At 58.2% G+C, this 23,937-nt stretch carries 22 protein-coding genes; 11 read left to right on the forward strand and 11 right to left on the reverse strand.

Features of this window, described 5'->3' with window-relative positions; genetic code table 11:
- The 9 genes from PSV43_RS03345 to PSV43_RS03385 form a co-directional block, all read left to right on the forward strand.
- Nucleotides 1-439: VOC family protein (locus PSV43_RS03345; RefSeq protein ID WP_300193768.1), on the forward strand; the 439-nt coding region annotated here is incomplete at its 5' end.
- A gap of 16 nt (nucleotides 440-455) precedes the next feature.
- Nucleotides 456-890 (forward strand): SRPBCC family protein, encoded by a 435-nt coding sequence (locus PSV43_RS03350; protein ID WP_300193770.1) that lies wholly within the window; start codon nucleotides 456-458, stop codon nucleotides 888-890.
- 91 nt (nucleotides 891-981) lie between these two features.
- Nucleotides 982-1,356: a hypothetical protein gene (locus PSV43_RS03355; RefSeq protein ID WP_300193772.1), complete on the forward strand. Its 375-nt coding sequence runs from the start codon at nucleotides 982-984 to the stop codon at nucleotides 1,354-1,356.
- Between the two features lie 135 nt (nucleotides 1,357-1,491).
- Complete coding sequence (locus PSV43_RS03360; protein ID WP_300193774.1) at nucleotides 1,492-2,763, forward strand: Gfo/Idh/MocA family oxidoreductase; 1,272 nt, start codon at nucleotides 1,492-1,494, stop codon at nucleotides 2,761-2,763.
- A 206-nt stretch (nucleotides 2,764-2,969) separates the two neighbouring features.
- Complete coding sequence (locus PSV43_RS03365) at nucleotides 2,970-4,244, forward strand: MFS transporter (RefSeq protein WP_300193776.1); 1,275 nt, start codon at nucleotides 2,970-2,972, stop codon at nucleotides 4,242-4,244.
- Nucleotides 4,245-4,367: 123 nt separating this feature from the next.
- A complete protein-coding gene (locus PSV43_RS03370; protein WP_300193778.1) occupies nucleotides 4,368-5,111 on the forward strand; it encodes a prolyl oligopeptidase family serine peptidase in 744 nt (247 codons plus the stop codon).
- The gene (locus tag PSV43_RS03375) at nucleotides 5,108-5,638 is read left to right on the forward strand and encodes a DUF3833 family protein (RefSeq protein WP_300193780.1); all 531 of its coding nucleotides are present in this window, start codon (nucleotides 5,108-5,110) and stop codon (nucleotides 5,636-5,638) included. The genes PSV43_RS03370 and PSV43_RS03375 overlap by 4 nt, the downstream gene beginning before the upstream one ends.
- 79 nt (nucleotides 5,639-5,717) lie before the next feature.
- The gene (locus tag PSV43_RS03380) at nucleotides 5,718-5,987 is read left to right on the forward strand and encodes a MoaD/ThiS family protein (RefSeq protein WP_300193782.1); all 270 of its coding nucleotides are present in this window, start codon (nucleotides 5,718-5,720) and stop codon (nucleotides 5,985-5,987) included.
- A gap of 4 nt (nucleotides 5,988-5,991) precedes the next feature.
- On the forward strand, nucleotides 5,992-7,098 hold the full coding sequence (locus PSV43_RS03385) for a hypothetical protein (protein ID WP_300193784.1): 1,107 nt from the start codon (nucleotides 5,992-5,994) through the stop codon (nucleotides 7,096-7,098).
- A gap of 46 nt (nucleotides 7,099-7,144) precedes the next feature.
- On the opposite strand, the gene PSV43_RS03390 is transcribed toward PSV43_RS03385, so the two are convergent.
- The 7 genes from PSV43_RS03390 to PSV43_RS03420 form a co-directional block, all read right to left on the reverse strand.
- On the reverse strand, nucleotides 7,145-7,888 hold the full coding sequence (locus tag PSV43_RS03390; protein ID WP_300193786.1) for a metallophosphoesterase: 744 nt from the start codon (nucleotides 7,886-7,888) through the stop codon (nucleotides 7,145-7,147).
- Between the two features lie 71 nt (nucleotides 7,889-7,959).
- The gene (gene fdhF, locus PSV43_RS03395; protein ID WP_300193788.1) at nucleotides 7,960-10,734 is read right to left on the reverse strand and encodes a formate dehydrogenase subunit alpha; all 2,775 of its coding nucleotides are present in this window, start codon (nucleotides 10,732-10,734) and stop codon (nucleotides 7,960-7,962) included.
- Between the two features lie 24 nt (nucleotides 10,735-10,758).
- A complete protein-coding gene (locus tag PSV43_RS03400) occupies nucleotides 10,759-12,423 on the reverse strand; it encodes an NADH-ubiquinone oxidoreductase-F iron-sulfur binding region domain-containing protein (RefSeq protein ID WP_300193790.1) in 1,665 nt (554 codons plus the stop codon).
- Between the two features lie 58 nt (nucleotides 12,424-12,481).
- A complete protein-coding gene (locus PSV43_RS03405) occupies nucleotides 12,482-14,632 on the reverse strand; it encodes a hypothetical protein (RefSeq protein ID WP_300193791.1) in 2,151 nt (716 codons plus the stop codon).
- A gap of 45 nt (nucleotides 14,633-14,677) precedes the next feature.
- Nucleotides 14,678-14,947 carry a GlsB/YeaQ/YmgE family stress response membrane protein gene (locus PSV43_RS03410; protein WP_300193792.1) on the reverse strand — a complete coding sequence of 90 codons (270 nt, stop codon included), beginning with the start codon at nucleotides 14,945-14,947 and terminating at the stop codon, nucleotides 14,678-14,680.
- Nucleotides 14,948-14,982: 35 nt separating this feature from the next.
- Complete coding sequence (locus tag PSV43_RS03415) at nucleotides 14,983-15,438, reverse strand: rhodanese-like domain-containing protein (RefSeq protein ID WP_300193794.1); 456 nt, start codon at nucleotides 15,436-15,438, stop codon at nucleotides 14,983-14,985.
- 12 nt (nucleotides 15,439-15,450) lie between these two features.
- Nucleotides 15,451-16,146, reverse strand: a complete 696-nt coding sequence (locus PSV43_RS03420; RefSeq protein ID WP_300193796.1) for a DUF1573 domain-containing protein — start codon at nucleotides 16,144-16,146, stop codon at nucleotides 15,451-15,453.
- Nucleotides 16,147-16,224: 78 nt separating this feature from the next.
- Between PSV43_RS03420 and PSV43_RS03425 the strand changes: the two genes are divergently transcribed.
- Nucleotides 16,225-17,040, forward strand: coding sequence for a sugar phosphate isomerase/epimerase family protein (locus PSV43_RS03425; protein WP_300193798.1), 816 nt, complete (start codon nucleotides 16,225-16,227; stop codon nucleotides 17,038-17,040).
- A 135-nt stretch (nucleotides 17,041-17,175) separates the two neighbouring features.
- On the opposite strand, the gene PSV43_RS03430 is transcribed toward PSV43_RS03425, so the two are convergent.
- The 4 genes from PSV43_RS03430 to PSV43_RS03445 form a co-directional block, all read right to left on the reverse strand.
- Nucleotides 17,176-18,009, reverse strand: a complete 834-nt coding sequence (locus PSV43_RS03430; RefSeq protein WP_300193800.1) for an EF-hand domain-containing protein — start codon at nucleotides 18,007-18,009, stop codon at nucleotides 17,176-17,178.
- A gap of 83 nt (nucleotides 18,010-18,092) precedes the next feature.
- Nucleotides 18,093-19,421, reverse strand: coding sequence for a dipeptidase (locus PSV43_RS03435; RefSeq protein WP_300193802.1), 1,329 nt, complete (start codon nucleotides 19,419-19,421; stop codon nucleotides 18,093-18,095).
- 114 nt (nucleotides 19,422-19,535) lie between these two features.
- Nucleotides 19,536-20,159 (reverse strand): hypothetical protein, encoded by a 624-nt coding sequence (locus PSV43_RS03440; RefSeq protein ID WP_300193803.1) that lies wholly within the window; start codon nucleotides 20,157-20,159, stop codon nucleotides 19,536-19,538.
- A 16-nt stretch (nucleotides 20,160-20,175) separates the two neighbouring features.
- Entirely contained in the window at nucleotides 20,176-21,411 is a 1,236-nt protein-coding gene (locus PSV43_RS03445; protein ID WP_300193805.1) for a nucleoside permease, read from the reverse strand.
- Between the two features lie 100 nt (nucleotides 21,412-21,511).
- On the opposite strand from PSV43_RS03445, the gene def reads away from it, so the two are divergent.
- On the forward strand, nucleotides 21,512-22,075 hold the full coding sequence (def, locus tag PSV43_RS03450) for a peptide deformylase (protein ID WP_300193807.1): 564 nt from the start codon (nucleotides 21,512-21,514) through the stop codon (nucleotides 22,073-22,075).
- Nucleotides 22,076-23,937: the final 1,862 nt, after the last annotated feature.

Genomic DNA, 23,937 nt, shown 5'->3' on the forward strand with positions numbered 1-23,937 from the left:
CTTCTACCTCTCCGTCTTCAAAGACGGCAAGATCCTGCGCAGAGCCTATTACCCGGAGGTGCGGCCCGAAGACAGACCACCCTGGCCCCCTGCCGGCACGGTGATGACTGTGGAGTTTGAACTCTTCGGCCAGAACTACACCGCCCTGAATGGGGGCCCCGAGTTCCCCTTCAATGAGGCCATCTCCCTCATGGTCGCCTGCGAGACTCAGGAAGAAGTGGACCGCTACTGGGACGCTCTCACCACCGATGGCGGCAAGCCCGTTCAATGTGGCTGGCTACAGGATAAGTTCGGCGTATCCTGGCAGATCATCCCCACCGTGCTGACAGACCTCATGACCTCCAGTGACCCCGCCGTGTGCTCACGCGTCATCCAGGCCATGCTCAAGATGATCAAGCTCGACATCGCCACGCTACAGCAAGCCGCCGCATCCAAATAGCCACGCATTCCATCCCATGAGCCAGCCTCAAGACTACGCCTCCGAGATCATCAGTACCCGCATCTTCGACGCCAGCCGCGACCGCATCTTCGACGCCTTCAGCGATCCCCAGCAGCTTGCTCATTGGTGGGGCCCCAAGAGCTTCACCAGCACCTTTGATGAGTTCGACTTCCGCCCCGGCGGAGATTGGAAATTCACCATGCACGGCCCCGATGGCAAGGACTACGCCAATCACACCCGCTTCATCGAAATCGCACCTTCCGAGCGCATCGTCTATGAACACGTCGCCCCCCATTTCCGCATGACCATCACCCTCGCCGATGCCGGAACCGGCACGCACATGACCTGGTGCATGCGCTTCGAAAACGCCGAAATCTGCGAACGCTTCAAGCCCATCTGCGTCCCCTCCAACGAAGAAAACTTCGACCGTCTCGCCGCCTTCCTCAGCTAAGGCCAAGCTCACATTCCACCTCATTTCTCGAATCTCGCATCCTTCGCCCTTGGCAGTAGAATCGCTCAAATCTTCATTCACTCCCTCCTCCATGAAATACGTCACCCTCGCCGCCTCCATCGTCCTCGGACTTCTGTTCATCATGGCTTCCAGTATGTTTTTCTTCGGCAACATACCTGAACAAAAACTAAACCCGGAGGAAGCCCATTTCATGGCTGCCTTTGGTCCTACAGGCTACATGAAGTTTGTGAAGGTTTTCGAGATGCTCGGCGGCATCCTTCTCCTTGTTCCCAAAACACGCAATTTTGGTCTGCTTTGCCTCGGCCCTGTCATCGTGAACATCCTGGCCTTCCATCAGTTTGTTAAAGGAGATGGCATTCTGGACCCCATGCTTATCACCATTGCCGTGTTGTCTCTCTTCCTTCTATGGTCGGAGCGCAAGGCCTGGGCCGGACTGCTGCGCTAAGCTCTAACCCGTTTCTCTACTCCATGCCTCCATGCAGAGCTCTGCCTCTGCCTGGAGGCATTTTCATTTCACCGGAAGAAGCGATGAAAGGTTCGGGCGCTCCGCCCGGTTCACAGGTGCGTCCCAACCACCACCATGACCACTCGCCGCACCTTCCTCGCCGCATCCGCCATGACCGCCGCCACGCATGCGTTTGCGGCACCGAAAGACAACGACATCAAGATCGCCCTCATCGGCTGCGGCGGGCGCGGCACGGGGGCTTGCAATCAGGCACTCTCCGCCGGCTCCACCATCAAACTCGTTGCCGTTGTCGATCCCCTCGAAGGCAAAGCCCAGGCTGCGCTCGACATTCTCAAATCCAAACACGAAGGCCAGGTCGATGTCCCGCCAGACCAAGTCTTCACCAACTTCGAAGACTACACCAAGGCATTTGCCCTCGCAGACGTCGTTCTCATCACCACGCCTCCAGGTCCGCGCCCCTTCCTATTTGAGCAGGCCGTCAAAGCCGGCAAGCATGTCTTCATGGAGAAGCCGGTCGCGGTAGATGCCGCAGGCGTGCGCCGCGTACTTGCTGCCTCCGAAGAAGCCAAGAAAAAGAAGCTCAATGTCTGCGTCGGCTTTCAGCGCCGCTATCAGCCGAGCTACATCGACATGATCGACCGCATCCATGCCGGCGAGATCGGCGACCTCGTCTTTGGCCGGGTGTACTGGAACGGCACCTCCCGCCCCGGATTCGTACGCGAACCCGGCGAGAGCGAACTGCACTACCAGATCCGCAACTGGTACTTCTTCACCTGGATGAGCGGAGACCACATCCTCGAACAGCACTGCCACAACCTCGACGTCGCAAACTGGGTCATGAATGGAGTCGCACCTATCAAGGCCGTAGGCCAGGGCGGCCGGCAGGTGCGCCGCGCCCGGGAAAACGGTACCATCTTCGACCACCACACCGTCGAGTTTGAATACGCCAACGGCATGCGCATCCTCAGCCAATGCTGCCAGATCGGCGGCAAATGCGCGCGCGATGTCAGCGAGCACTTCCACGGCACCAAGGGTGCAGCCGACCTCGTCAACGGCGGCAAATTCCTCATCAACGGTCAGCCCCCCGGCGGCAAGCGCACCCGCAACAAAGAAGACCCCTATCAACTCGAACACGACGCACTCTTTGAAAACGTCCGCACCGGCAAGGTCCGCAACGACGCCGACTACGCCGCGCACAGCACGATGATGGGCGTCATGGGTCGCATGGCCAGCTACACCGGCCAGGTCATCACTTGGGAGCAAGCGCTGAATTCGCAAGATGTTCTCGTCCCAGACAACATCACCTGGGCCACCGAGCCACCAGTCAAACCCGATGCAGACGGCTGGTACCCCGTGGCCATTCCAGGGACCACGCTGCCGGTTTAGAAAAAGCAGTCCCGAACTTCAGTTCATTCTGGAAGCGCAGGATGATCATGCTCTGCAGCTCTGACATAGCGCAGTTTCAAGGCTCCTCGAACATCCGCAGGTGATTCGAAAAGAACGGGATCGGCAAAACAGCACACCTTCTCACATCCCACTCACTTCAGCGTCGACATTTCCACAGCCTTCAGATTGACTCCTTATTCCCAATCATGTCCTCCGCTTCTCCTAAATGGCACTCCACTGTCACCCGTTACCAATGGCTGGTGCTGCTCGTCGCATCACTCGGCTGGGTCTTCGATGCGTTTGAAGGACAGATCTACAATCTGACACGGGCGGACATGCTGCCGGAACTCCTGCATGTAAAAGCCGACGATCCCCTCGTGAAAATATGGGGAGAGCGCTTCCTCGGCATCTTCCTCCTCGGCGGCACCTTTGGCGGACTCCTGTTCAGCTCACTCGCAGACAAGTGGGGCCGCAATCCAGTCATGGCACTGACCATTCTCTTCTACTCCGTCTTCTCCGGCATCACCGCCTTTGCCGGCGAGATCTGGCAGGTCGGCGCGCTGCGATTCCTCGTGGCAATGGGTGTGGGCGGCGAATGGGCAGTGGGCGCAGCACTCGTGGCCGAAGTTTTTCCCAAAGAAGCACGGGAACGCGCCGGCGGCATCTTCCACGCCACCAGCGTCGCAGGTCTCTGGCTCGCCGCCGCCGCTGGTCTCTGGGTCGGCAGCCAATGGCGCACGGCCTATCTTCTCGGCGTCATTCCGGCCATTCTAGTCCTCTGGGTCAGGCTGAGCATCAAAGAACCCGAAACCTGGAAAGAAGCACGTCAAACCAAAGCCACCCGCATGGGCAGCTTCAGCGAGCTTCTCGGCACGCCGCACTGGCGCTCACGGGCGATCTTCGGCGCACTGCTGGCCATGGTCGGCCTCGCCACATTCTGGGGTGTTGTGATCGCAGGCCAGGACCTCGCCGCCGACTTCTTGAAACGTGCGGGAGATCCCGACTGGACCAGCAAATCCAAAATCGCCTTCGGCTTTATTCAAACCGCAGGAGCAGGCGCAGGCATGCTCGCCTTCGGCCCCTTGAGCGCACGTTGGGGCTGCAAGAAGACCTTCGTCGTCATGCACCTCGCTGCGCTGGTCATGACCCCCATCATCTGCTGGCTTCCCTCGTATTTCGGCAGCTACACGCTCCTTCTCATTCTGCTTCCCGTGTTCGGCTTCTTTGCGCAGGGCATCCATGCAGGCTACGCCGTATTTTTTCCTGCGCTATTTCCCACGCATCTGCGCGCCACCGGCTCCGGTTTTTGTTTCAATACAGGCCGCCTGCTCGCCGCCCCCGTTCTCATCTGGCTCAGCGCCTGGATGAAATCCACCTTCGACCTGCGCACCGCCATCACCTGCCTCGGCGGATTCTTCCTCCTAGGTCTTCTCTTCCTCACCTGCCTGCCAGAAACTCAGGGCGAGGATTTGCCGGAATAAGAAAAGCAATCCCGAGCTTTAGCTCGTTCTGGAATCGCACGGCGATGTGCAATCTCTCATCAGTTCTGGCGGCGAATGCGGAATGATCACAGCCACTCACCCAGCGTCTCCCGAATCCTTGGCATGCTAAAACACCTTCGGCTCTTGGCGCTCGCCTCCGCGCTACTGACCGCCACCTCCTGTTCCCATTCCGCACGCGTCTCCGGAATCCACGAATCCAAAACCTCCTATCTCAGCGGCGGAAAAAAAATCGTGGTGGAGAAGTTTGTGCTGGCTGACACGAAGCAGCACCCAGCAGTGATCGTACTCTACGGCTCCGGCGGTCTGCTGAATGGCAAAGGAGACATGGACGCCTTCGCCCGCCAGCTCGCCCAGCGTGGCATGGCAGCCTACATGATCCATTACTTTGACCGCACCGGCACGCTGCTTGCCGGAGACAAATCCATCGCCGCGAATTCAGAAGTCTGGCAGGCTACCGTCAAAGACGGCATCGATTTCATCTCCCAGCAGCCACAGGTGCGCCCCGGACCCATCGGTATGTTCGGCTACTCACTCGGGGCCTTTCTCACCGTTGGCGCAGCCACCACCGACTCACGCATCGGCGTCGCAGCAGAACTCTCCGGCGGCATATTTGACCGCCTCAAAGGCCACACGAAACGCTATCCGCCACTGCTGATTTTGCATGGCCGCAATGACGAACGCGTCCCCATCCACTATGAACAGGCACTCCTGAAGGACGCCCAGCGCTTTCACGCGCAGCCCCTCGTCCACATCTATCCCGACGAAGGCCACGCCCTATCCCCCGCTGCCGCCGCCGACGCCGCATCTCGCGCACTCACCTTTCTCCAGCAACACCTCAAGCCATGACCTCCGTCTCACAAACACTGGCGCTCATCGCTCTCGCAGTCTGCATGGCCTCCTGCAGCGGCCCCCGCGCACGCGACTTCGCGGGCAAAGGACCGAGATTGGATCCCAAAGCTTATTTTTCAGGGCACATCCGCTCCTGGGGCATGGTGGAAGATCGGAGCGGCAAAGTGCGTGATCAATTCTCCACTCACATGCACGGCACACCGCGCAGCAATGGATTGCGCCTCACCCAGGACTTCACCTTTGCCAGCGGTCGCCATGAGCACCGCGTGTGGGACATCCGGGTCATTGATGCCCACCACTTCGAAGGCCAAGCCAACGACAGCGTGGGCCTCGCGCACGGTGAAGCCTGGGGCAATGCCTTTGAGTGGAACTACACCCTCGCAGTCCCCGTCGGCAGCCACACCTTCAACGTCAACTTCCGCCAGATCATGCTCCTGCAACCCGACGGCATCCTCCTCAATCGCGTACAATACCGGAAGTTCGGCCTGCGCCTCGGCAGCGTATCCGAGTGCTTCCGCAAGTAGCGAGGCCTGCCCGAAGTCTGTTTGCCTAAACACTAACCTGCGGCACGAGTAAGTGTCGCCCACAAAACTCGACCCGCCCATGCCCACGATCCACTTCACCGCCAATCTCGCCAGCCAGACGACTGCACCCGTTTGCACAGTGGACGGCACCACAGTGCGCGAAGCCCTTGACGCCGTTTTTGCGCAACATCCGACGTTGCGCAGTTATGTGCTGGATGATCAGGGCGCGACGCGGCAGCACGTCATCGTATTTGTCGATGGCACCGCAATTTCTGATCGACGTCGGCTGACAGATGTCATACAACCGACGTCGGAAATTTTCGTCATGCAGGCACTATCAGGAGGCTGAACCCATGATCACAAAACTGTATCTCGGCACTCGCAAAGGACTCATCGAAGCAGAGCGCAGCGCTGCTGGATGGCACGTCACACGCATCTCGTTCCTAGGCGTGCAAGTACCCATGCTGCTGCCAGACGCTCGCGATGGCACACTCTACGCCGCCGTCGAACACGGCCACTTCGGCACCAAATTCCATGCCTCGCGCGATGCAGGCGCGAGCTGGGAGGAACGGGCCTGCCCCACGTTTCCACCCAAGCCCGACGATGCCCCCGAAGTAATCGGCATGGCGACCCAGCAGCCCATTCCCTGGGATCTGAAAAAAGTCTGGGCGCTGGAAGCCGGTGCCGCAGCAGGCGAACTATGGTGCGGTACGCTGCCCGGCGGTTTGTTCCACTCACTCGACAGCGGAGCTTCATGGCGGCTTGTCGAAAGCCTGTGGAATGATCCGGGCCGGGCCAAATGGATGGGTGGTGGCGCAGAATGGCCGGGCATTCACACCATCCTGGTCGATCCGCGCAACCGCCATCGTCTGCTCATCGGCGTCTCCTGCGGCGGCGTGTGGGAATCCACCGACAACGGTGCAAGCTGGCGCAACATCGGCGAAGGCATTCGCGCCGAGTTTATGCCGCCAGAGCAAGCCTATGATCCCGGCATTCAGGACCCGCATCGCATCGCCTGGAGCGCGGCTGATCCGGACACGATCTGGATGCAGCATCACAACGGCATCTTCCACTCCACCGACGGCGGCCAGAAATGGCGCGAGATCACCAATGCCAATCCCTCCAACTTCGGTTTCGCCGTAGTCATGCATCCGCAGGATCCGCAGACCGCATGGTTTGTGCCCGGGATCAAAGACGAACTCCGCGTGGCCTGTGATGGTGCCCTCTGCGTCATGCGTACCAGCAATGGCGGCCAGACCTTTGAACCGCTGCGCCAAGGCCTGCCACAGGAACACGCCTATCACCTCGTCTATCGCCACTGCCTTGATGTCACCGGCGACGGCCGCACCCTCGCCTTCGGCAGCACCACAGGCTCCGTCTGGATCAGCGAAAACGGCGGCGACTCCTGGGAACGCCTCAGCGCCGATCTCCCGCCCGTGTATTGCGTAAGGTTTGGTTGATACGCTTCCAAGGAGACGGGGGCTCCTGACCACGGCACTCTGGGGTTCAGTCCATCACCAGCTTTTCACATTGCAGCCGCCCTGATGCTGATATCTCAACCAGCGTGGCATGCAGCGGCCCGTCCATGTTCTGACCGACGTTGACCACTTTCGTCGCACCAATCTGATCCTGCCACACATCGCGCCGAATCGATGTCGTATGATCGTGACCGCAGACAACGAGTTCCGGGTGATGCTCCTCAATCGCGTCCCTCCACCACGCATGTCCCTCAACCAAAGAACCCGCCTTGGAAATTTGCGTCCCAGTTGGCGGCTCGTGCATGATCCACAACTTGCGAGCATCATCTCCATGATCGGCAAGCAGGTGCCTGAACCAATAAGTGTAATGTTCACCGCCGAGCGGTTCTCCTTCGCTGAATGCCTCCTCCTGACCCATCGCACAAGGAAAACCAACCACGCCGACATCGCCAATCAGCGCAAAACCACCGTTCAATCGGATCGGGTCAGACCCATGCAGCGACTTCCACGCATCGCGAAACTCAAACCAGTTCTCGTCTTCATGATTGCCCCGCACCAACAGCATTGGCCGTGCAATCGTATGGAGTTCAACGGCACACAGAGTCGGCGTGAGCTGTTGCGTTTGCCCATACGGCAGCATCCCCGTACCATGCAGAAAATCCCCACCAAGAATAATCGCATCCGGCTTGATCTCATTCGCCAGCTTCACCAGCGCTGCATAGAGCACACCACGCTGATGAAGATCGGTGACGATAAGAATGCGAGCGGGCATGGAGCATAGCCTTCCAGAGATGCTAGGTGGGACGCCTTGCACCACTGACTAACCAGAGGCCACTCCTCCGGTCATACGGTCATCGCAGGAGCAAAACCATCCTTCTGCTTCTTCTTCAGCTTGCCCATGCGCACCAGTTCCACATCTGCCGCCACGACCTTGTACTCAGGACACATCGTATCGCCATCGCAGCCCTGGCCGGTGACATTGTTCACCATGGCATCCGGGAAGTGGAAAGTGGTGTAAAGAATGCCCGCCTTCACTTCATCGGTAACGCGCACCTCCAGTTCCACCTCGCCACGCGCACTCGAAAGCTTCGCGATGTCCCCCGTGCGGAGGCCCTTGCGCTTCGCGTCGTCTGGATTGATCGAAAGCAGGTCCTGCGTGACGATGTCGCTGTTGCCCGTGCGGCGCGTCATCGTGCCGCAGTTGTAGTGCTCCAGGATTCGCCCCGTTGTAAGGATGAAGGGGAACTGCTCGCCGTTTGTCTTCAGTTCGCTGGACTCAACCCACGGGAAGAAATGGAAGTGCCCCTTGCCGCGGGTGAACTGCTCCTGATGCATGATCTGCGTGTCCACGCCGCCTTCTTTGACCGGCCACTGCTTGCCGTTGATGCCCAGGTTTTCCCAAGTGGCTCCTTTGAAGAACGGTACGATCTGCGCGATCTCCGCCAGCACACCCTCCGGCGTGTAGTCAGGTTGCGGGAAGCCGAAGCGCTGCAAAATTTCGCACATGATCTGACCATCCGGCTTGGTGCCTGCGAGTGGCTTTACCGCCGCGTTCACCTTCTGCATTCGGCGTTCCGCATTGGTGAAGGTGCCGCTCTTTTCTAGGAAGGAAGAAGCAGGCAGAATCACATCCGCATACTTCGCCGTCTCCGTCATGAAAATCTCCTGCACCACCAGGAACTCCAGGCTCTCCATCGCATGCCTCACATGGTGCGCATCCGGATCGGTCTGCACCACATCCTCGCCCATCAGCCAGAGCGCCTTCAGCTTGCCTTCGACAGCAGCGTCAAACATCTGCGGAATTTTCCATCCGGGCTCCGTCGGCGTCGGCACACCATAGAAATCCGCGTAGCGCTTCTGCACCTCGATATCGTCCATCTCGTAGTAACCCGCACCCTGATGCGGCTGGCAGCCCATGTCAGCAGCACCCTGCACGTTGTTCTGGCCACGCAGCGGATTCACCCCCACACCCGGACGACCAATGTTACCGGTCATCATCGCGAGATTCGAGATAAGCATCACAGTCTTCGCACCCTGCTCGTGCTCGGTGACACCGAGCCCATGGAAACTCATCGCCGCTTCGGCAGAGGCATACTCGATGGCGGCAGCGCGTACGAGGTCGATGCTCACACCTGTGATCTTTTGCAGTGCATCCAAATCGAGCGCACGCAGACCATCCTCAAATTCCTCCCAGTTCTCACAGCGCTTCTTCACAAACTCCGTCTTCACCAGACCGGCATCGAGAATGCAGCGGGCAAACATGTTCAGCAGCGCAATGTTGGTGCCTGGGCGCAGTTGCAGGTGATGTTTTGCATACGGCACCAGCTCGATCTTGCGCGGGTCGATCACGATCAACGGCGTGCCCTTCATGATGTGCTGCTTCAGGCGTGCACCCGTCACCGGGTGACCTTCCGTCGGGTTCGCACCGATCACCATCACACAGCGCGTGTGCTCGATGTCCTCATACGAGTTCGTCGCCGCTCCGGTCCCAAAGCTCTTCTGCATGCCCCAAGCCGTCGGCGAGTGGCAGACGCGGGCGCAGCAGTCAATGTTGTTCGTGCCCATGACGCCACGGATAAACTTCTGCATGAGGTAGTTTTCCTCATTGGTGCAGCGTGCAGAGGAAATGCCCGCCACCGCCTGCCCGCCATGATCGTTTTTGATGCGGGTCAGATTGGCGAAGATGTGATCGTACGCCTCCTCCCAGGTCGATTCCTTGAACTGCCCGTCCGGCTGCTTGATCAGCGGTGTGCGCAGGCGGTCCTTGTGATTGTAAAACTTGAAAGCAAAGCGCCCCTTCAGGCAGGTATGCGCATGGTTCACCTCCGCATCCACCGGAGCCTGAATACTCAGCACTGCATCGCCCTTTGTCGCCACATTCAGATTACAGCCTACACCGCAGTAGGTACAGATCGTGCGCGTCTTCTTCGTCGCCTCGATGGACTTGGAAAAGAACACATCGCTGATCGCCGAAGTCGGGCAAGCCTGCGCGCACGCACCGCAGGAAACACACTCCGAATCCGCAAACGATTCATCCAGCCCCTTGATGATCTTCGCATTGAAGCCACGGCCATGCATCGAGAGCACATGCTGCCCTTGAATTTCATCACACGCACGCACGCAGCGCGAGCAATTGATGCACTTCGAAAGCTCGGACGTCATATAGGCGTGCGAATGATCCTTCTTACGATCCAAATGATTCTCCCCCGCCGGATAGCGCACCCCCCGGATGCCCACCTTCGCCGCGACAGTCTGCAGCTCGCAGTTCCCACTCACTTCGCAGGTTAGACAGTCCAGAGGATGGTCCGTCAGCACCAGCTCAACAATGTTCTTCCGCAGCTTCCGCACCTTCGGCGATTCCGTAAACACATGCATGCCCGCCGTCAAAGGCGTGTGGCACGAAGCCACCACACGCCGCGGCCCCTCCGCCTGCAACGCCACCTCAACGGAGCACACGCGGCAAGCGCCATACGGCTCAAGTTGCGGCGCATCACAAAGCGTCGGCACATGCCCACGCCCGCGATGACGGTCGATAAAGTTTAAGAGCGTGTCGCCTTCAGTGAATTGAAGGGCATCGCCATCAATGAAAGCAGTGAGAGTGGAGAGATCCTTGACCATATTGTTGGTGGTTTGGGATGGAAACTAGGCTTTAAAATAGGAGTTAAGTTCGTCACCAAAATGCTCCAGCGCATTCTTGATGGGCAGCGGCACACCACCTCCGAGAGCACACAAAGAAGTCTGCTCCATCGTGTCGAGCAGATCAGTGATGAGTTCGCGGTCGATCTTATAGCTGCTGTCGCTCCGCGCTTTCGCAATCAGTTCCTTGCCGCGCGTGCTGCCGAGGCGACAGGGGAAACATTTGCCGCAGCTTTCGTCGGCGGTGAACTGGAAGAGGTGCTGGATGTACTCGATCATCGGCATCGACTCCGGGATGCTGACGACACCCGCATGGCCTTTCATGAACCCCTCATACTTGAACGACTCGAAATCGATCGTGAGTTTGCCAACGTGGCTCATTGGCACGATGCCGCCCAGCGGACCGCCAATCTGGAGCGCCTTGATTCTCGTTTTAAAGCCCCCTGCGAGGTCGATCACTGCCTGCAACGGTGTGCCCATGGCGACCTCATAGATCCCGGGTTTCACGAAGTGGGAATCAAGCGAGAGCAGCTTCGGGCCGGTGGACTTCGGTGTGCCGATTTGGGCGTAGCCTTTACCACCCAGCTTGAGGATCGCATGAATGTTCGCCAGTGTCTCGACGTTGTTCACGATCGTCGGCTTACGAAACAATCCCTCAATCGTCGGAAACGGTGGCCGCGTCCGCACTTCAGGTCGCTGCCCTTCCAGGCTCGCGAGCAGCGCGGTCTCCTCCCCGCAAATGTAGGCACCCGCGCCTTTGATGGACTTCAGCATGAAGTTGAAACCAGTGCCCAAAATATCCAGCCCCAGCAGGCCCGCCGCACGCAGGTCTTCGATGGCTTCGTTGATGATCGTCACGGAATCCGGATACTCCGCACGGATGTAAAGAATACCGTTCTCCGCACCCGCGAACCAACCCGCCACCATCATGCCCAGCAGGACACTATGCGGCTGCTTCTCCATGAGGTATTTGTCGATGTACGCGCCCGGATCGCCCTCGTCAGCATTACAGACAATGTACTTCACCGCACCTGCCGCTGCACGGCAACTCGACCATTTGAAATGCAATGGAAAGCCGGCACCGCCACGACCGCGCAGCCCGCTTTCCTTCAATTCCACACCCAGCGCGTCACGATTCCCCTCCGTGATCAGTTGCTTGAACGGCGCATAGTAGGCATCAATGCCGGGAAACTCAGCGGTAAGCTGCGCGGGCTGGAGAAGCGAAATGACGGCGTAGCGGTCTTCAGCATCCCCCTTCCCTGTCTTCACCAGTTCGCTCAAAGCGGCGTCGGTCTGTCCGGAGTAATTCTTCCCCTGATACTGCAACGCCCCGCCCTCATGGCAGCGGCCCAGGCAGCAAATGTGGCCGATCTCCTCCGGCTTGAAATGCGTCTCCAGCGTGTGGTGCAGCTTGTCCTGCGTCCCGGCGCACAAGCAGGCGCTGCCGTTGCAAACGAACACCTTCTTGCCCTCATTCTCCTTTTTCAGGAAATCGTAGAACGACACCGCCCCGAGAGTGATCGCATCCCCAAACAGGTGATCCTGCCCCATCTGGTGCACCACGTCATTTTTTTCAGCCGTGCCCGCCTTGTCGGCGGCATCGACCATGCGTTCAAAGACGTTTTTTTCGACACCTTTGCGGAAAGAGAGGGCACTGAGATTTTTGGACATGCGGTTGTAAGGTAAGATTAACGACCAAAACCTGCGAATGCATGCTCAAAAATTGAGATTAAACCGCTTCCACGATGATCTTTTCGCCTCGGATCTCCCGCACGCGCACAAGGGTGCCGCTTTGAACGTACCCCCCCTCCACCATCGCCTCGATGAGCCGCCCACCGAGTTCGATGGTGCCGTAGGGGCGTAGCGCGCTGCGGGCGCTGCCGCTGTCCCCCACCTGCGCACGGATGGCGTCTCGCATGGTCGGAGCATCATTCATAGTGCCACCTGCTGACGCCTGCAGAATCAGAGAGCGGAAGGGCCGCAGGTCAGGCAGCCAGAGGCAGAGCAGAGTGATGACTACCGCCGCCCCCGTGACTCCGAGCGCAAAATTGCGCAGGCCCGTAGCATACGCAGCCAGACTGAAACTCCCGGCACTGCCCCCCCCCTGCGGCAGCACCTCCCAGCCAGACATGGCATAAACAAGCGCCACCATCACACAAAGAAAGCCCAAGATCCCCGGCACGATGGTCCCCGGCGCCGCAAGAAGCTCCACGCCGATCAAAATGATGCCCACCACAAACACCGCAGAGACGACCATCGCCTCCTGCCCGGCCAGACTTCCCGCCACGTAGTGCCCAAAGAAGAACAGCGCAAACGCCGCGACCGAGGCAAAACCGGGCAGACCAAAGCCGGGCGTCTGCATTTCGAGATACCCACCCGCCAGCCCAATCAGGATCAAAATCGCCGCATAGCGCGTGACCCAGATGGCGATCATTTCAAATCCGGTGGGTTCAGCAGTGACAACCTCGCCCTTCAGGGATTCAAGTTGTTTGATCTCCTCGATCGATTTCACGATTCCCTTGGCCAGCAGCGGCTTGCCATCGATCTGCATCGTCGCCTGCGCGGAATCCAGCGTGACGATCTCCCCTTTCGGAATGATCACCTGACCGTTGATGCTGAGACCGCGCTCCATGTCGATCATCCCTTCGATGATCCGCACATCGTGCCCCTTCTCCCGCACCACCGTGCGGGCCATGCCCATGAAGGCGGAATTGTTCTTCGCCCGCTCGGCCTCAGCCAGCGGCGTGCCATCACCCGATACCGGCGTGGAGGCTCCGATGGCGCTGGCTGGAGCCATGTAGATGGTGTCTGTTGCCATCGCGATCATGGCACCGGCGGAGATGGCCCGCGTGTTCACAAAGGCAAAACTGCGCGCCTTGAGATTTTGCAGATCCTTCATCATCAGGCTGATCGTGTCCCACGCCAGCCCCCCGGGTGTGTCGAGTTCAAAGATCACCGCCTCGGCTCCGTCGTTGTTGCAACGACCGAGCGTACGCTTCATGAACTCAAAACGTGCAGGGATGATCAAATCCTCCTGCCCCACGGGAATGACCACCACTTTGCCCGCATAACTTTGGCTGGAAGTCAAAGCAGGCGCTTCACTCTTCTCCGATTTGGATTCCACCGGGAGGACTGCCGTCGCTGCCGCCACTTTTTTAAGACTTTCGTCATACCAGACTCCGTTAAGGACGACCAGCTTCCCCTCCGGGGCCGCATTTTTCGCCAGCGCCTCCACATCAGCAGTGATCGCACGTGCCAGCAGCGGCTTGCCCTCCACCGGTTGCACGGCGGTATCCGCATCCAGCAGCAGAAGTTCACCTTTCTCCGCCAGCGTCAGGGTGCCAATCACCAGCCCTTTTTCACGATCCACAAAAGCATCCGCGATCTCCGGACGATGTCCCTTCAGTTTGCACAAACTGCGCGCGCCGGCTTTAAGTACGGCCAGCGATTCCGCCAGCCGCGTGTCCTGCGCTTTGGGAGACAGCGCCTCATCCGCCTGCACCTTCGGCGAAGCCGCACCGATGCGGGAGCCGGGAGCCATCCATATCTCATCACAGGCCAAAGACAGCAAGGCCCCGCCACCAATGGCTGAGGTATTCACATAGGCCAGCGTTTTGACCCTCAAGCGGGTGACTTCCTCCGCCAGAGACAGCGCAGCCTGCGCATTGCTCTGCGTGACGTTGATGTCCAGGATCAGACCCGCCGCTCCCTGCTTGATCGCTTCATCCATCCACTGCCGCAGTTCGCGCCAGCGCCGCACGTCCTCAAGGTCTGAATCAGTAATACCCACGCGGGCAATCTGGCCGGTCAATGGCGCTGTTAAGCCTGTGGCAGAAAGCACGCTCAGGCTGGCCAGCAGAAGAAGGCGGAGAATTTGCATGCTCAAGACTACGAGTGTGTCATCCGCACCGCAACCAGCACTGCGTCAGCCTTTTTTGCCAAATAGCAGCCGCCAGACCGTCATGAGGATCACCGCACCCGCCACAGCAGTCCCGATACCTTTGACGCTGAAGCTGCCGGTCATATCCGTGTATCCCAGTTTATGCCCCAGATAGCCACCGATGATGCTGCCAATAATCCCCAGCAGCACCGTGGTGATGGGGTTTATGCCCTGCCTGCCAGGCATGATGAGCTTCGCTAAGATACCAGCCACCAAACCGAGCGCCGACCAGATAAGAATTCCTTGGAGTGACATAAGACCTCCATGCTACGGAATCATACCACCTGCCGTCAATTTCCTTCCCGCTCTTTCTTTGCAACCTGCCGCCAGGCGCTCCATCCCCCCTTGAGCACAAACGCATTCTCGATGGAAAGCGTTTGCTTCAGGCGTTCGAGAATCTTCCGGCTAGCATCACACTTCGCCGCATTACAGTAGAGGATAATGGGCTTCGTGTTCGTTTGGAGCGTATCGAGCAAGCCGAAGAGCTGCTCCTCAAAATGCTGCTCGTTCAGCAGCACCGCGCCGGGAATGTGCTCCTCGTCATACTGCTCCTTGAGGCGGGCATCGATCCACAGCACCTTGCCCTTCCAGCGCTGCTGGATCACTTGCATGGAGACCTCGTCATCCCTCAGCGGCTCCTCCACCAGATACAGCGCCGGGGCACGCGGGTGCCTTGCATGCGTGGCCCACGCCGCTGTCGCAACGAGGAGCATGAGAATCGTGGCCTGCCGAAGTGCGGTAAACATACAGCAGTCAGATCAGGGCTTGGTTGCAGCCGTGGCGGCAGGTTGCGGCTCCGGCTTCTTGGTGATCGTGAAGAAGGCCAGTTGGTAGCGGTATTTGGCGATGCTGCTGTTCGTTTCGATCTTGAGCGCCCCCATCGTGACCTCCTCCGTATTTTTGGGCGTTACGGTGATGAGGTACTCCCGCCCTTCCTTGATTTCCTTCAGGTCAAACGTCACATTTTCACGAGTCGGCGTGATCTTGATGATCTTCATCGGCTCAGGGCCCACGAACTGCACCAGGCAGGCCTTGGACTTCGCCTCATCACCGATCCACCACTGGAGGTTCTTCGGTTTGATGTCTACCACGGCGGGCACATCCAGGATGAAGTTGATCTGCCAGTCCGGCTGCTTCGGATCATCCGTATTGACCGTGACGAATTTTTCATGCCTTCCGACAAAAGTGGAAACCTTGAACGAAGCGTGCCCCGTGCCCACTTCTCCGGGCTTGTATTCAGCCTTGTCGAGTTCCGCGCTCAGGCAGCTGCAGGCGCTCTCGAGACCCAGGATTTTGACCGTTTTATCGCCCTTGTTACGGAACTTGAAAGTCGTCTCCACCTCCTCGTCCTCTGGATTCGGCTTCAGTTCGATCACCGGCACATCAAGTGAGAGCTCCGCATGCACCGAGGCGGCGAATGCGAACGCAAGGAGAGTAAGGCGGCTGGCTGACATGCGGAAATATAGCACATCCAGCCCCCCCGATTGCAAGGTATCTTGACGCGCCCGAGCAGCCGCGCACCCTGCCCGCCTATGCGATTCGCGATTTGCAACGAGACCTACCAGAACTGGACCTTTGAAAAAATGTGTGAAGACGCCGCAGCAGCGGGGTATCACGCCATCGAACTGGCTCCCTTCACCCTAAAGGAAGATCCGCGCGAACTCACCGTCGAGGAGGCCCTCACCCTCTGCGCCAAAGCCAAGTCCTTCGGCCTGGAAATCCTCGGCCTCCACTGGCTGCTGACCAAGCCCACCTGGTTTCACATCACCACGCCCGACGCCCTCCAGCGCAAGGAAACCGTGAAGTTTGGCCGCCACCTCGCCCAGTTTTGCGGTGCCACCGGCGGCCGCATCATGGTCTGGGGCAGCCCAAAAGCCCGCAGCCTGCAGCCTGAATGGAACTACGAAGACGCATTCAACCGCGCCGCCGACTGCGTGCGCGAAGTGGCCGAAGAATGCGGCAAATACGGCGTGGTCATCGCCATGGAGCCCCTCGGCCGCAAGGAAACCAACTTCCTCAACACCGCCGAAGAGACCATCCGCCTCTGCAAGCTGGTCGATCACCCCTCCTGCAAGCTGCACCTCGATGTGAAAGCCATGAGCGATGAATCCAAGTCCATCCCCGACATCATCCGCGACAGCAAAGACTGGACCGTCCACTTCCACACCAACGACGCTAATCTCCGCGGCCCCGGCCAGGGCGAAATTAAGTACGAGCCCATCATCGCCGCGCTGCGCGAAACCAACTACAACGGCTACCTCTCCGTCGAAGTCTTCGACTACACCCCCGATGCCCCTACCATCGCACGCCAGAGCATCCAATACCTGAAGCAGGTGATGGGACTCTGAATGTAAGATGGGTATACCTGCCATCCATCCCAGCGCCCCGCCCTTCTGCAGCATCCGCCTCCAATAGCGGCCGCCACAAAAAAACGGGATGGTCTTTCGACCATCCCGCGTTGTGCTTAAAATCAAATACCGAGACTATGCTGGATCCTTCGGCTTCTCCGGAGCAGGCGCAGGAGCCTCAGGTACCTTGGGAGCATCGCCTTCGACAGGAGGACGGCGGAAGCCGCCTTGACCTTCCCCAGGAGGGCCACCACCTTCGCCAGGACGCTTCATGCCAGGTCCACCCTGACCACCACGCATCATCTCACGCATTTTTTCCATCGCCTTGATGTATTCTTCTTCTGAGATGCTGCCATTACCATCGGCATCCATACGTTTGAAGTTTTCCTTGGGATCGCCAAACATGCCGCGTCCACGGCCACCTTCACCCTCACGGCGCATGCCTTGGCCCTGCCCCTGACCTTGGCCCGGAGGTGAGCCGCCAGGGCTACCACCTTCGCCACCAGGCGGGCGGCGGAAACCACCTCCATCTCCACCAGGGGAACCACCGCCATCAGGACGGCGCATGCCTTGGCCGCCCTGCCCTGGGCCACCACGGCTCGATGCCTGAGCCATCTTGGCGACTTCTTCTTTATCCACAAAGCCATCGCTGTTGGCGTCCATATGGCCAAAGCGGTCTTCGCTCCCCTTCTTGCCCATGTTGACGAACTCATCCTTGCTGATTTTGCCGTCATTGTCGGTATCGGCATTTTTCAGGAATGCTGCGATGCGTTCGGCAGGATCGCCACCACCGCCCTGCTGACCATTGGGTGGCGGGCCGCCTTCACGTCCGCCTGGAGGACGACCTTGTGGGCGGGCAGGAGGTGTTGCCCCCTCTGGAGGCGGTCCTTTAGGTGCGTCCTGAGCGCTTGAGAGGCAGGTCAGGCTCAGGAAACTGAACCCGTAGAGGAATGTTTTTTTAAGCTTCATATTGTGCGTGTGTGTTGGTTAGTGATGGCACGACGACTCAAACAAACCGTCGCCAGATTGGTTGCGCAGTTTGCAGAAAAAAATCATGCCAGTTCCGCCAGCAGCGCCTGATTCAGGCTCACGCCCGCCACGAAGTTATCGATGGGAAAGTTCTCGTTCGGCGCATGCGCCTGGCAGTCCGGCAGCGCCAGCCCCAGCAGCAGCGTGTCGGCATTCAGTACGTCTTTGAACGCCTGCACGATGGGGATGCTGCCGCCTTCACGAATGAGCGCCACCTTGTCGCCAAACACCTTTTTCAGCGCACGCTGCGCCGCCGTGCCTAGCGCCGAATGCGGGTCCATCAGATAAGGCATGCCGGTATGTCCCTGCTTGATCTCAAGCCGCAGCCCCTTCGGCAAATGCGCCCGCAGATGCTCCGCCGCACGCTGCAGCACCACATCCGGATGCTGATCCGGCACCAGTCGAAACGACAGCTTCACAAAAGCCTCACGCCCGATCACCGTCTTCGAGCCTTCGCCCTGATAACCGCCGCCGATGCCGTTCACCTCCGCCGTGGGCCGCGCCCACCGCCGCTCGCGCTCCGTGTAGCCCGGCTCACCAAACAATGCAGGCGATCCGGTCAGTTCCAGCATCTCAGCATCACCATCGCCCAGCTCCGCCCACGCCTTCCGCTCCCACTCCGCAATCGGCCTCACTCCGTCATAGAAACCATCAATCATCACGCGCCCCTCCGCATCATGCAGCGTCGCCGTCAACCGCGCGATGCCCGTCACAGGATTGGCAATCGCCCCACCGAAAATGCCACTGTGCAGATCAATCGCCGGCCCATGAATCTTCGCCTCCATGCACGCGATCCCACGCAGCCCATACGTAAAAGTGCCCACGCCCGGAGCCACCATCCCCGTGTCCGAAATCGCCACCACATCACACTTCAACATCTCGCGGTGTTGCTCCAGAAACGGCTTCAGATTCGGGCTGCCAATTTCTTCCTCCCCCTCAAACAGCAGCGTCAGATTCACCGGCAGATCCGCATGCTTTGCCAGCGTCTCCGCCAGCCCCTGCATGTGCGCCATCAGCTGACCTTTATTGTCCGTCGCACCCCGGCAGAAAATACGCCCATCGCGGATCGTCGGCTCAAATGCAGGCGACTTCCACTCCCCTAGCGGTTCGGCTGGCTGCACGTCGTAATGCGCATACAGCAGTACCGTCCGCCTTCCGGCAATGTGCTTGTTCTTCGCCACCAGCACCGGATGCCCCGGCGTCTCATGCAACTCCCCCGTTAGCCCCATCTCACGCACCTTGCTCAAAAGCCATTCAGCGCAGGCCCTAACATCGGCTCGTCGTGTGGAGTCGGTGGAAACAGAAGGAAAACGCAGGCACGTGAGGAGATGGTCGAGTCCAGGTGGGTTCATAGGAAGAAAGGTCGAACCCAAAATGACGAATGCATAATAAAAGTCGAAGCCCAAATGACTAAAGAGCAGGGAGCTACCCACGCAGTCAAAGAACAAGGACCGTCAAGCCCCCCATCACTTCACCTTCTTCACCTCAACCTCATCCACACTCCCCTTCCCTCCATAAAGGTTCAGCAGCACCCCGGCCTTCTCTCCCTCGGTCAGCTCGGTCTTCAGTTCCAGCACCACCCGGTCATTCACCTGCACCGTGATCTTGTCCCCCTTCGACTCAAACGCCACTCTCTGCCATTCGGTGGATGGAATGCGAGTGTTGGCGGACTTCAGCACCTCTTGGTTTTTAACATCACGCACCACGACGGCACCCTTCGGGGTGACAGCGACGTTGAGTTTCCTCTGCCCGCCAGGGCGATCCCCCGGAGCATAAAAGCCAAAGGCGATCCAACTGCAGGCCCACGGCTTCACCAGCAGTTGCACCGAAACATCCTGCACCGGCGCATCAAATGCCCGCCAGATCACCGCCCCTTTGCCTGCCGCCTGATCCATCAGCAAAGCGCCATCGGCGATCTCAAATTTCGCCGCCTCCTCGCCTTTGGCATACACCCACTTTTCATCCAGCTTCTCAGCCTTGAAATCATCCGCGAGGATGACATCCCCCTTCAACCGCATCGCCTTCGGTTTCTTATCCGCCGCATGCAGCACGGTGGTCAAAGCGAGGCAAAGAAGCAGGATGTGTTTCATAGCCGTTAAGTTTGGATCAATGTTTCACCTCGCCCTCAGGCCCGTAGTTCGGCGGACGGAAGAACAGCACCATCAGCACAATGCCCGCCAGCGCCATGCCAGTCGGCACCAGGAAAAGCTTGTGGTAGTCCACCACGCCGTCCGTGGTATAGTGGACCACAAGCAGCGGGAAAATCTTGCTCGCCACCACCATGCCGAGACCAAGGATCAGCAGATTGAACAAGCCCTGCGCACTGGAGCGGATGTCCTTCGGAAACACCGCGTCCACAAAGATGTACACCGTCACAAAGAAGAACGCATAGCAGATGCCGTGCAGCACCTGCACCGCCACGATCAGCCACTGGTTTTCCGGCGTGCCGAAGAAGGCAAAGATTAAAAATCTCACGGCATGCCCGCAGATCCCGATAATGAGGGTGGTCTTCCAGCCAAGCTTTTTGAGCACCGTCCCCAGGATCAGCATCGTCACGATCTCCGCCACCTGACCAATGCTGCTGACCACCATGCTCATGTTCGCCGAAATACCCACCTTTTGCAGGAAGCCGTCGATCACCACGAAGTAGCCGTTGTGGATCGTCGAGTCGATGAACGTGACAATGAACAGCACCAGCACAAACGGATTGCCCAGCAGCTTCAACGCCTTCAGCCATGCCTTCTTGTCCATGCCCTCCGCATCCTTGCGCGGTGGCGTGTGCGGCAGTGTCAGGCTGAACAAAGCCATCACGAGGGAGATGATGCCGGCCACAATAAACACCCACCGCGTCTCCGACGCGCCCGCCTTCTCACTGAGCAGAAAAATGAACGGCCAGCTCACCACGATCCAGCCAATCGTTCCACCCATGCGCACAAAGCCAAAATCCTTCGCCGGGTCCTTCAGATTGGCAAAGGCCAGCGAGTTCGTCACCGAAATCGTCGGCACATACAGCAGGCAATAGACAATGAAGCAGGCGAAGAACGGCCAGAAGGAAGTTTGAAACGCCGTCGCGATCAATGCCAGCCCACCCACCAAATGGCTGAAGGCCAAAAAGCGCTCGGCAGCAAAGTTACGGTCCGCAAACTGGTTGCTGAAGAAGATCCCCACAATCGACGCGATGCCAAACGCACTCCCCACCAGCCACTGCTGATCAGGGTTAAACCCCAGCATTGTCATATAAGAGAAGATCTTGATCTGCCACGCCCCCCAGATGGCGATCTCCAAGATCATCATGAGGAACAGTTTGAACTTGATGGACGATTGCGCAGAGGAGTCGGTCATAGGTGGAAGGCCGCGAGGCTAGGGAGAGCGCCACATCTTGGCAAGGACAAAACCACTCCCGGCTTGAGCCCGTCTAAACCCGGTGATATTAAAGAGGGATATGGTCCGTAAAATCGTCCGCTACCCTGAACCCGTCCTCCGTGCCAAGTGCCGTCCCGTGACTGAAGTCACGCCCGACATCCGCACCCTCGCCGCCGACATGCTCGAAACCATGCGCGAAGCCAACGGCGTCGGACTCGCCGCCCCGCAGATCGCCGTGGATGTGCAGCTCGCCGTCATCGACGTCTCCCACAATCCCGACTGCATTACCTTCATGAAGATCAACGGCGAGAAGGTGGACATGCCGCAGCACATGCCCATCGTGCTAATGAATCCCCAGCTCGAACTCGGCACCGCCAAGGACATCGGCGAAGAAGGCTGCCTCAGCTTCCCCCGCCTCCGTGGCGACATCCGCCGCTCCAGCCAGATCAAGGTCACCTACACCGACCTCGACGGCAAAACCGTCACCGTGGAAACCGACGGCCTCCTCGCCCGCGCCTTCCAGCACGAGATCGACCACCTCAACGGCATCCTCTTCATCGACCGCCTCAACGCCGTCGCCAAAGTCAGCATCAAGCGCAAACTCGCCCGCCTCATGGAAGAGTGGGAAGAAGACGACGAATAAGGAACTGTGCAGTTGCCCGACCTGCGGGTTCCGATGGCCTCCACAAGACATTCATTGCCCCCACCTCGGCATGAGTCGCGCGAAACAGCCAGTCCGCAGCGACTGTGATGTCGCCGGTTGTGCGCAAACAATACTAAAAATCGCTCGTTGTGGGTGCCTCCTCGAGAGTTCACAGAACCGGCGCGTATCAGGCTGAATGTCTATGACTTGCCGGCCCTCCCTCTGGCCGACATCCAGAAACACTGAAAAATGGAGAATGGCAGATTTCACCTCGCCAACGTGGCCCATTGACCGCGCAGGGAACTGATGCCGGACACGATGGCCACGTGTCAATCGATGCCCCTCACTGCAGCCATTCAGGCGAGGTCGCCTATCGCCGCTCTTTCAATATGACGAACCCTCGTGCCTTGCCCGTGGCGATCATCTGCCAGTTACTTGATCAATCCTGCACTACCTCACCCTCCCGGGGGGGGCTCCCGCCACAACGGCGGCCCCGACTTTTTAGCACCACAAGATCCAGTGAATGATCTTGGGACCGAAGTTTAATCTGGGTGTCCCGCACTACAGCAAGGATCCCTGCCCCAAAATGATGCGCTTGATCAGCAACACGGCTTCCACCCATCCAAGTCCAAAATGCGTGGTGGCACCTCTTGCTGGTGATGAAGCTATGGATTTCGTCGTGGATCAAATCCCGGGACAACCCCACGTCGCAGATATTCAGTGGGCGTAGCGGGGCTGTCCATCCCCCATTCCGGCCATGACCAGTGTTGTGCGCAAGGTCTCCTCCTGCCAGGCGGAGGGATCACACTCAGTCGGGAGCGGAGAAGCATCGACTGCGGCGATTACATCGGTCCATGGTCTATGCCCGATGAGCCGCCAGCCCTCATGCTCCCCAAACTAAGGAACTTGGCCCCGTCACAATGCAGCGAACTTCAAAGATATTCATCCCGCCAAAGATGACCACCTCCAATGCTTTGTATCGAATACAACGTAACATTTAAGCCGCATTTTTTCAATCGTAAGCAAAATCGATGTCGATATCCGGTGCCTCTCACCTCTCAAGCGATCTCCTTTGAGAAAGCATTTGAATGAGAATTAGAAACGGATCAGGCAATTTTTTGTAACGTCTAAATCGTAATATTAAAGAGTCTCCGACACAGCCACGATTGCTCCAGCCAATGCCAAGTTATTCACATTCTTGCAGCCCATCCCAGACAATGAGACCTGCTCCTCATAACCGACCTCGGCGATCATCTAAAACTTTGCACATTATCGATGCCGGCTTCCTTAACGACGCCGCAGGCCCGCACCAGCTAGATCCCAATGCCTTATCGTGCGATAAATAATTAACGTTTATTTCGTTACATTATATCCAAAATAAAGACACTTTTTTCACGTGCAAAAGATTGTTATTTATCAATGACACAATAGATTTTATCATTGTTAACACGTTCATTTCATCAAAAATAAAAGTCTCCATTATTTTTGCCTAATACGCACCGCACAGAAAGGTGTGGTTCTTCACATTTGGAATAATTCTGAAAAACACCCGTCTTTTCCATCACAATAACGTACGGATAAAATCGTTACATTCACATCACCACACAAACATTACAATCCCCAACGCCATTAGGCACCCATTTCACTTCGTAACGCTTTATTCGTAATTAATAACATCTATCGACTAAGGTTTTGGTCACCCATTTAGTTCTTCCCATTTACCCGCAGAGCCATGGATGCAGCGCTCGGAGCCAATGGTAGGTTGGGTCCCTTCTTCCTTAGGCGTCGGGTAAAACGGTGCGGCTGGGTGCTGGTTCACGTCCGTGAGGGATTCTTGCTGTTATCTTACAGGCAAATCGAAG

The organism is Prosthecobacter sp. (assembly GCF_029946185.1).
Lineage (GTDB): Bacteria > Verrucomicrobiota > Verrucomicrobiia > Verrucomicrobiales > Verrucomicrobiaceae > Prosthecobacter.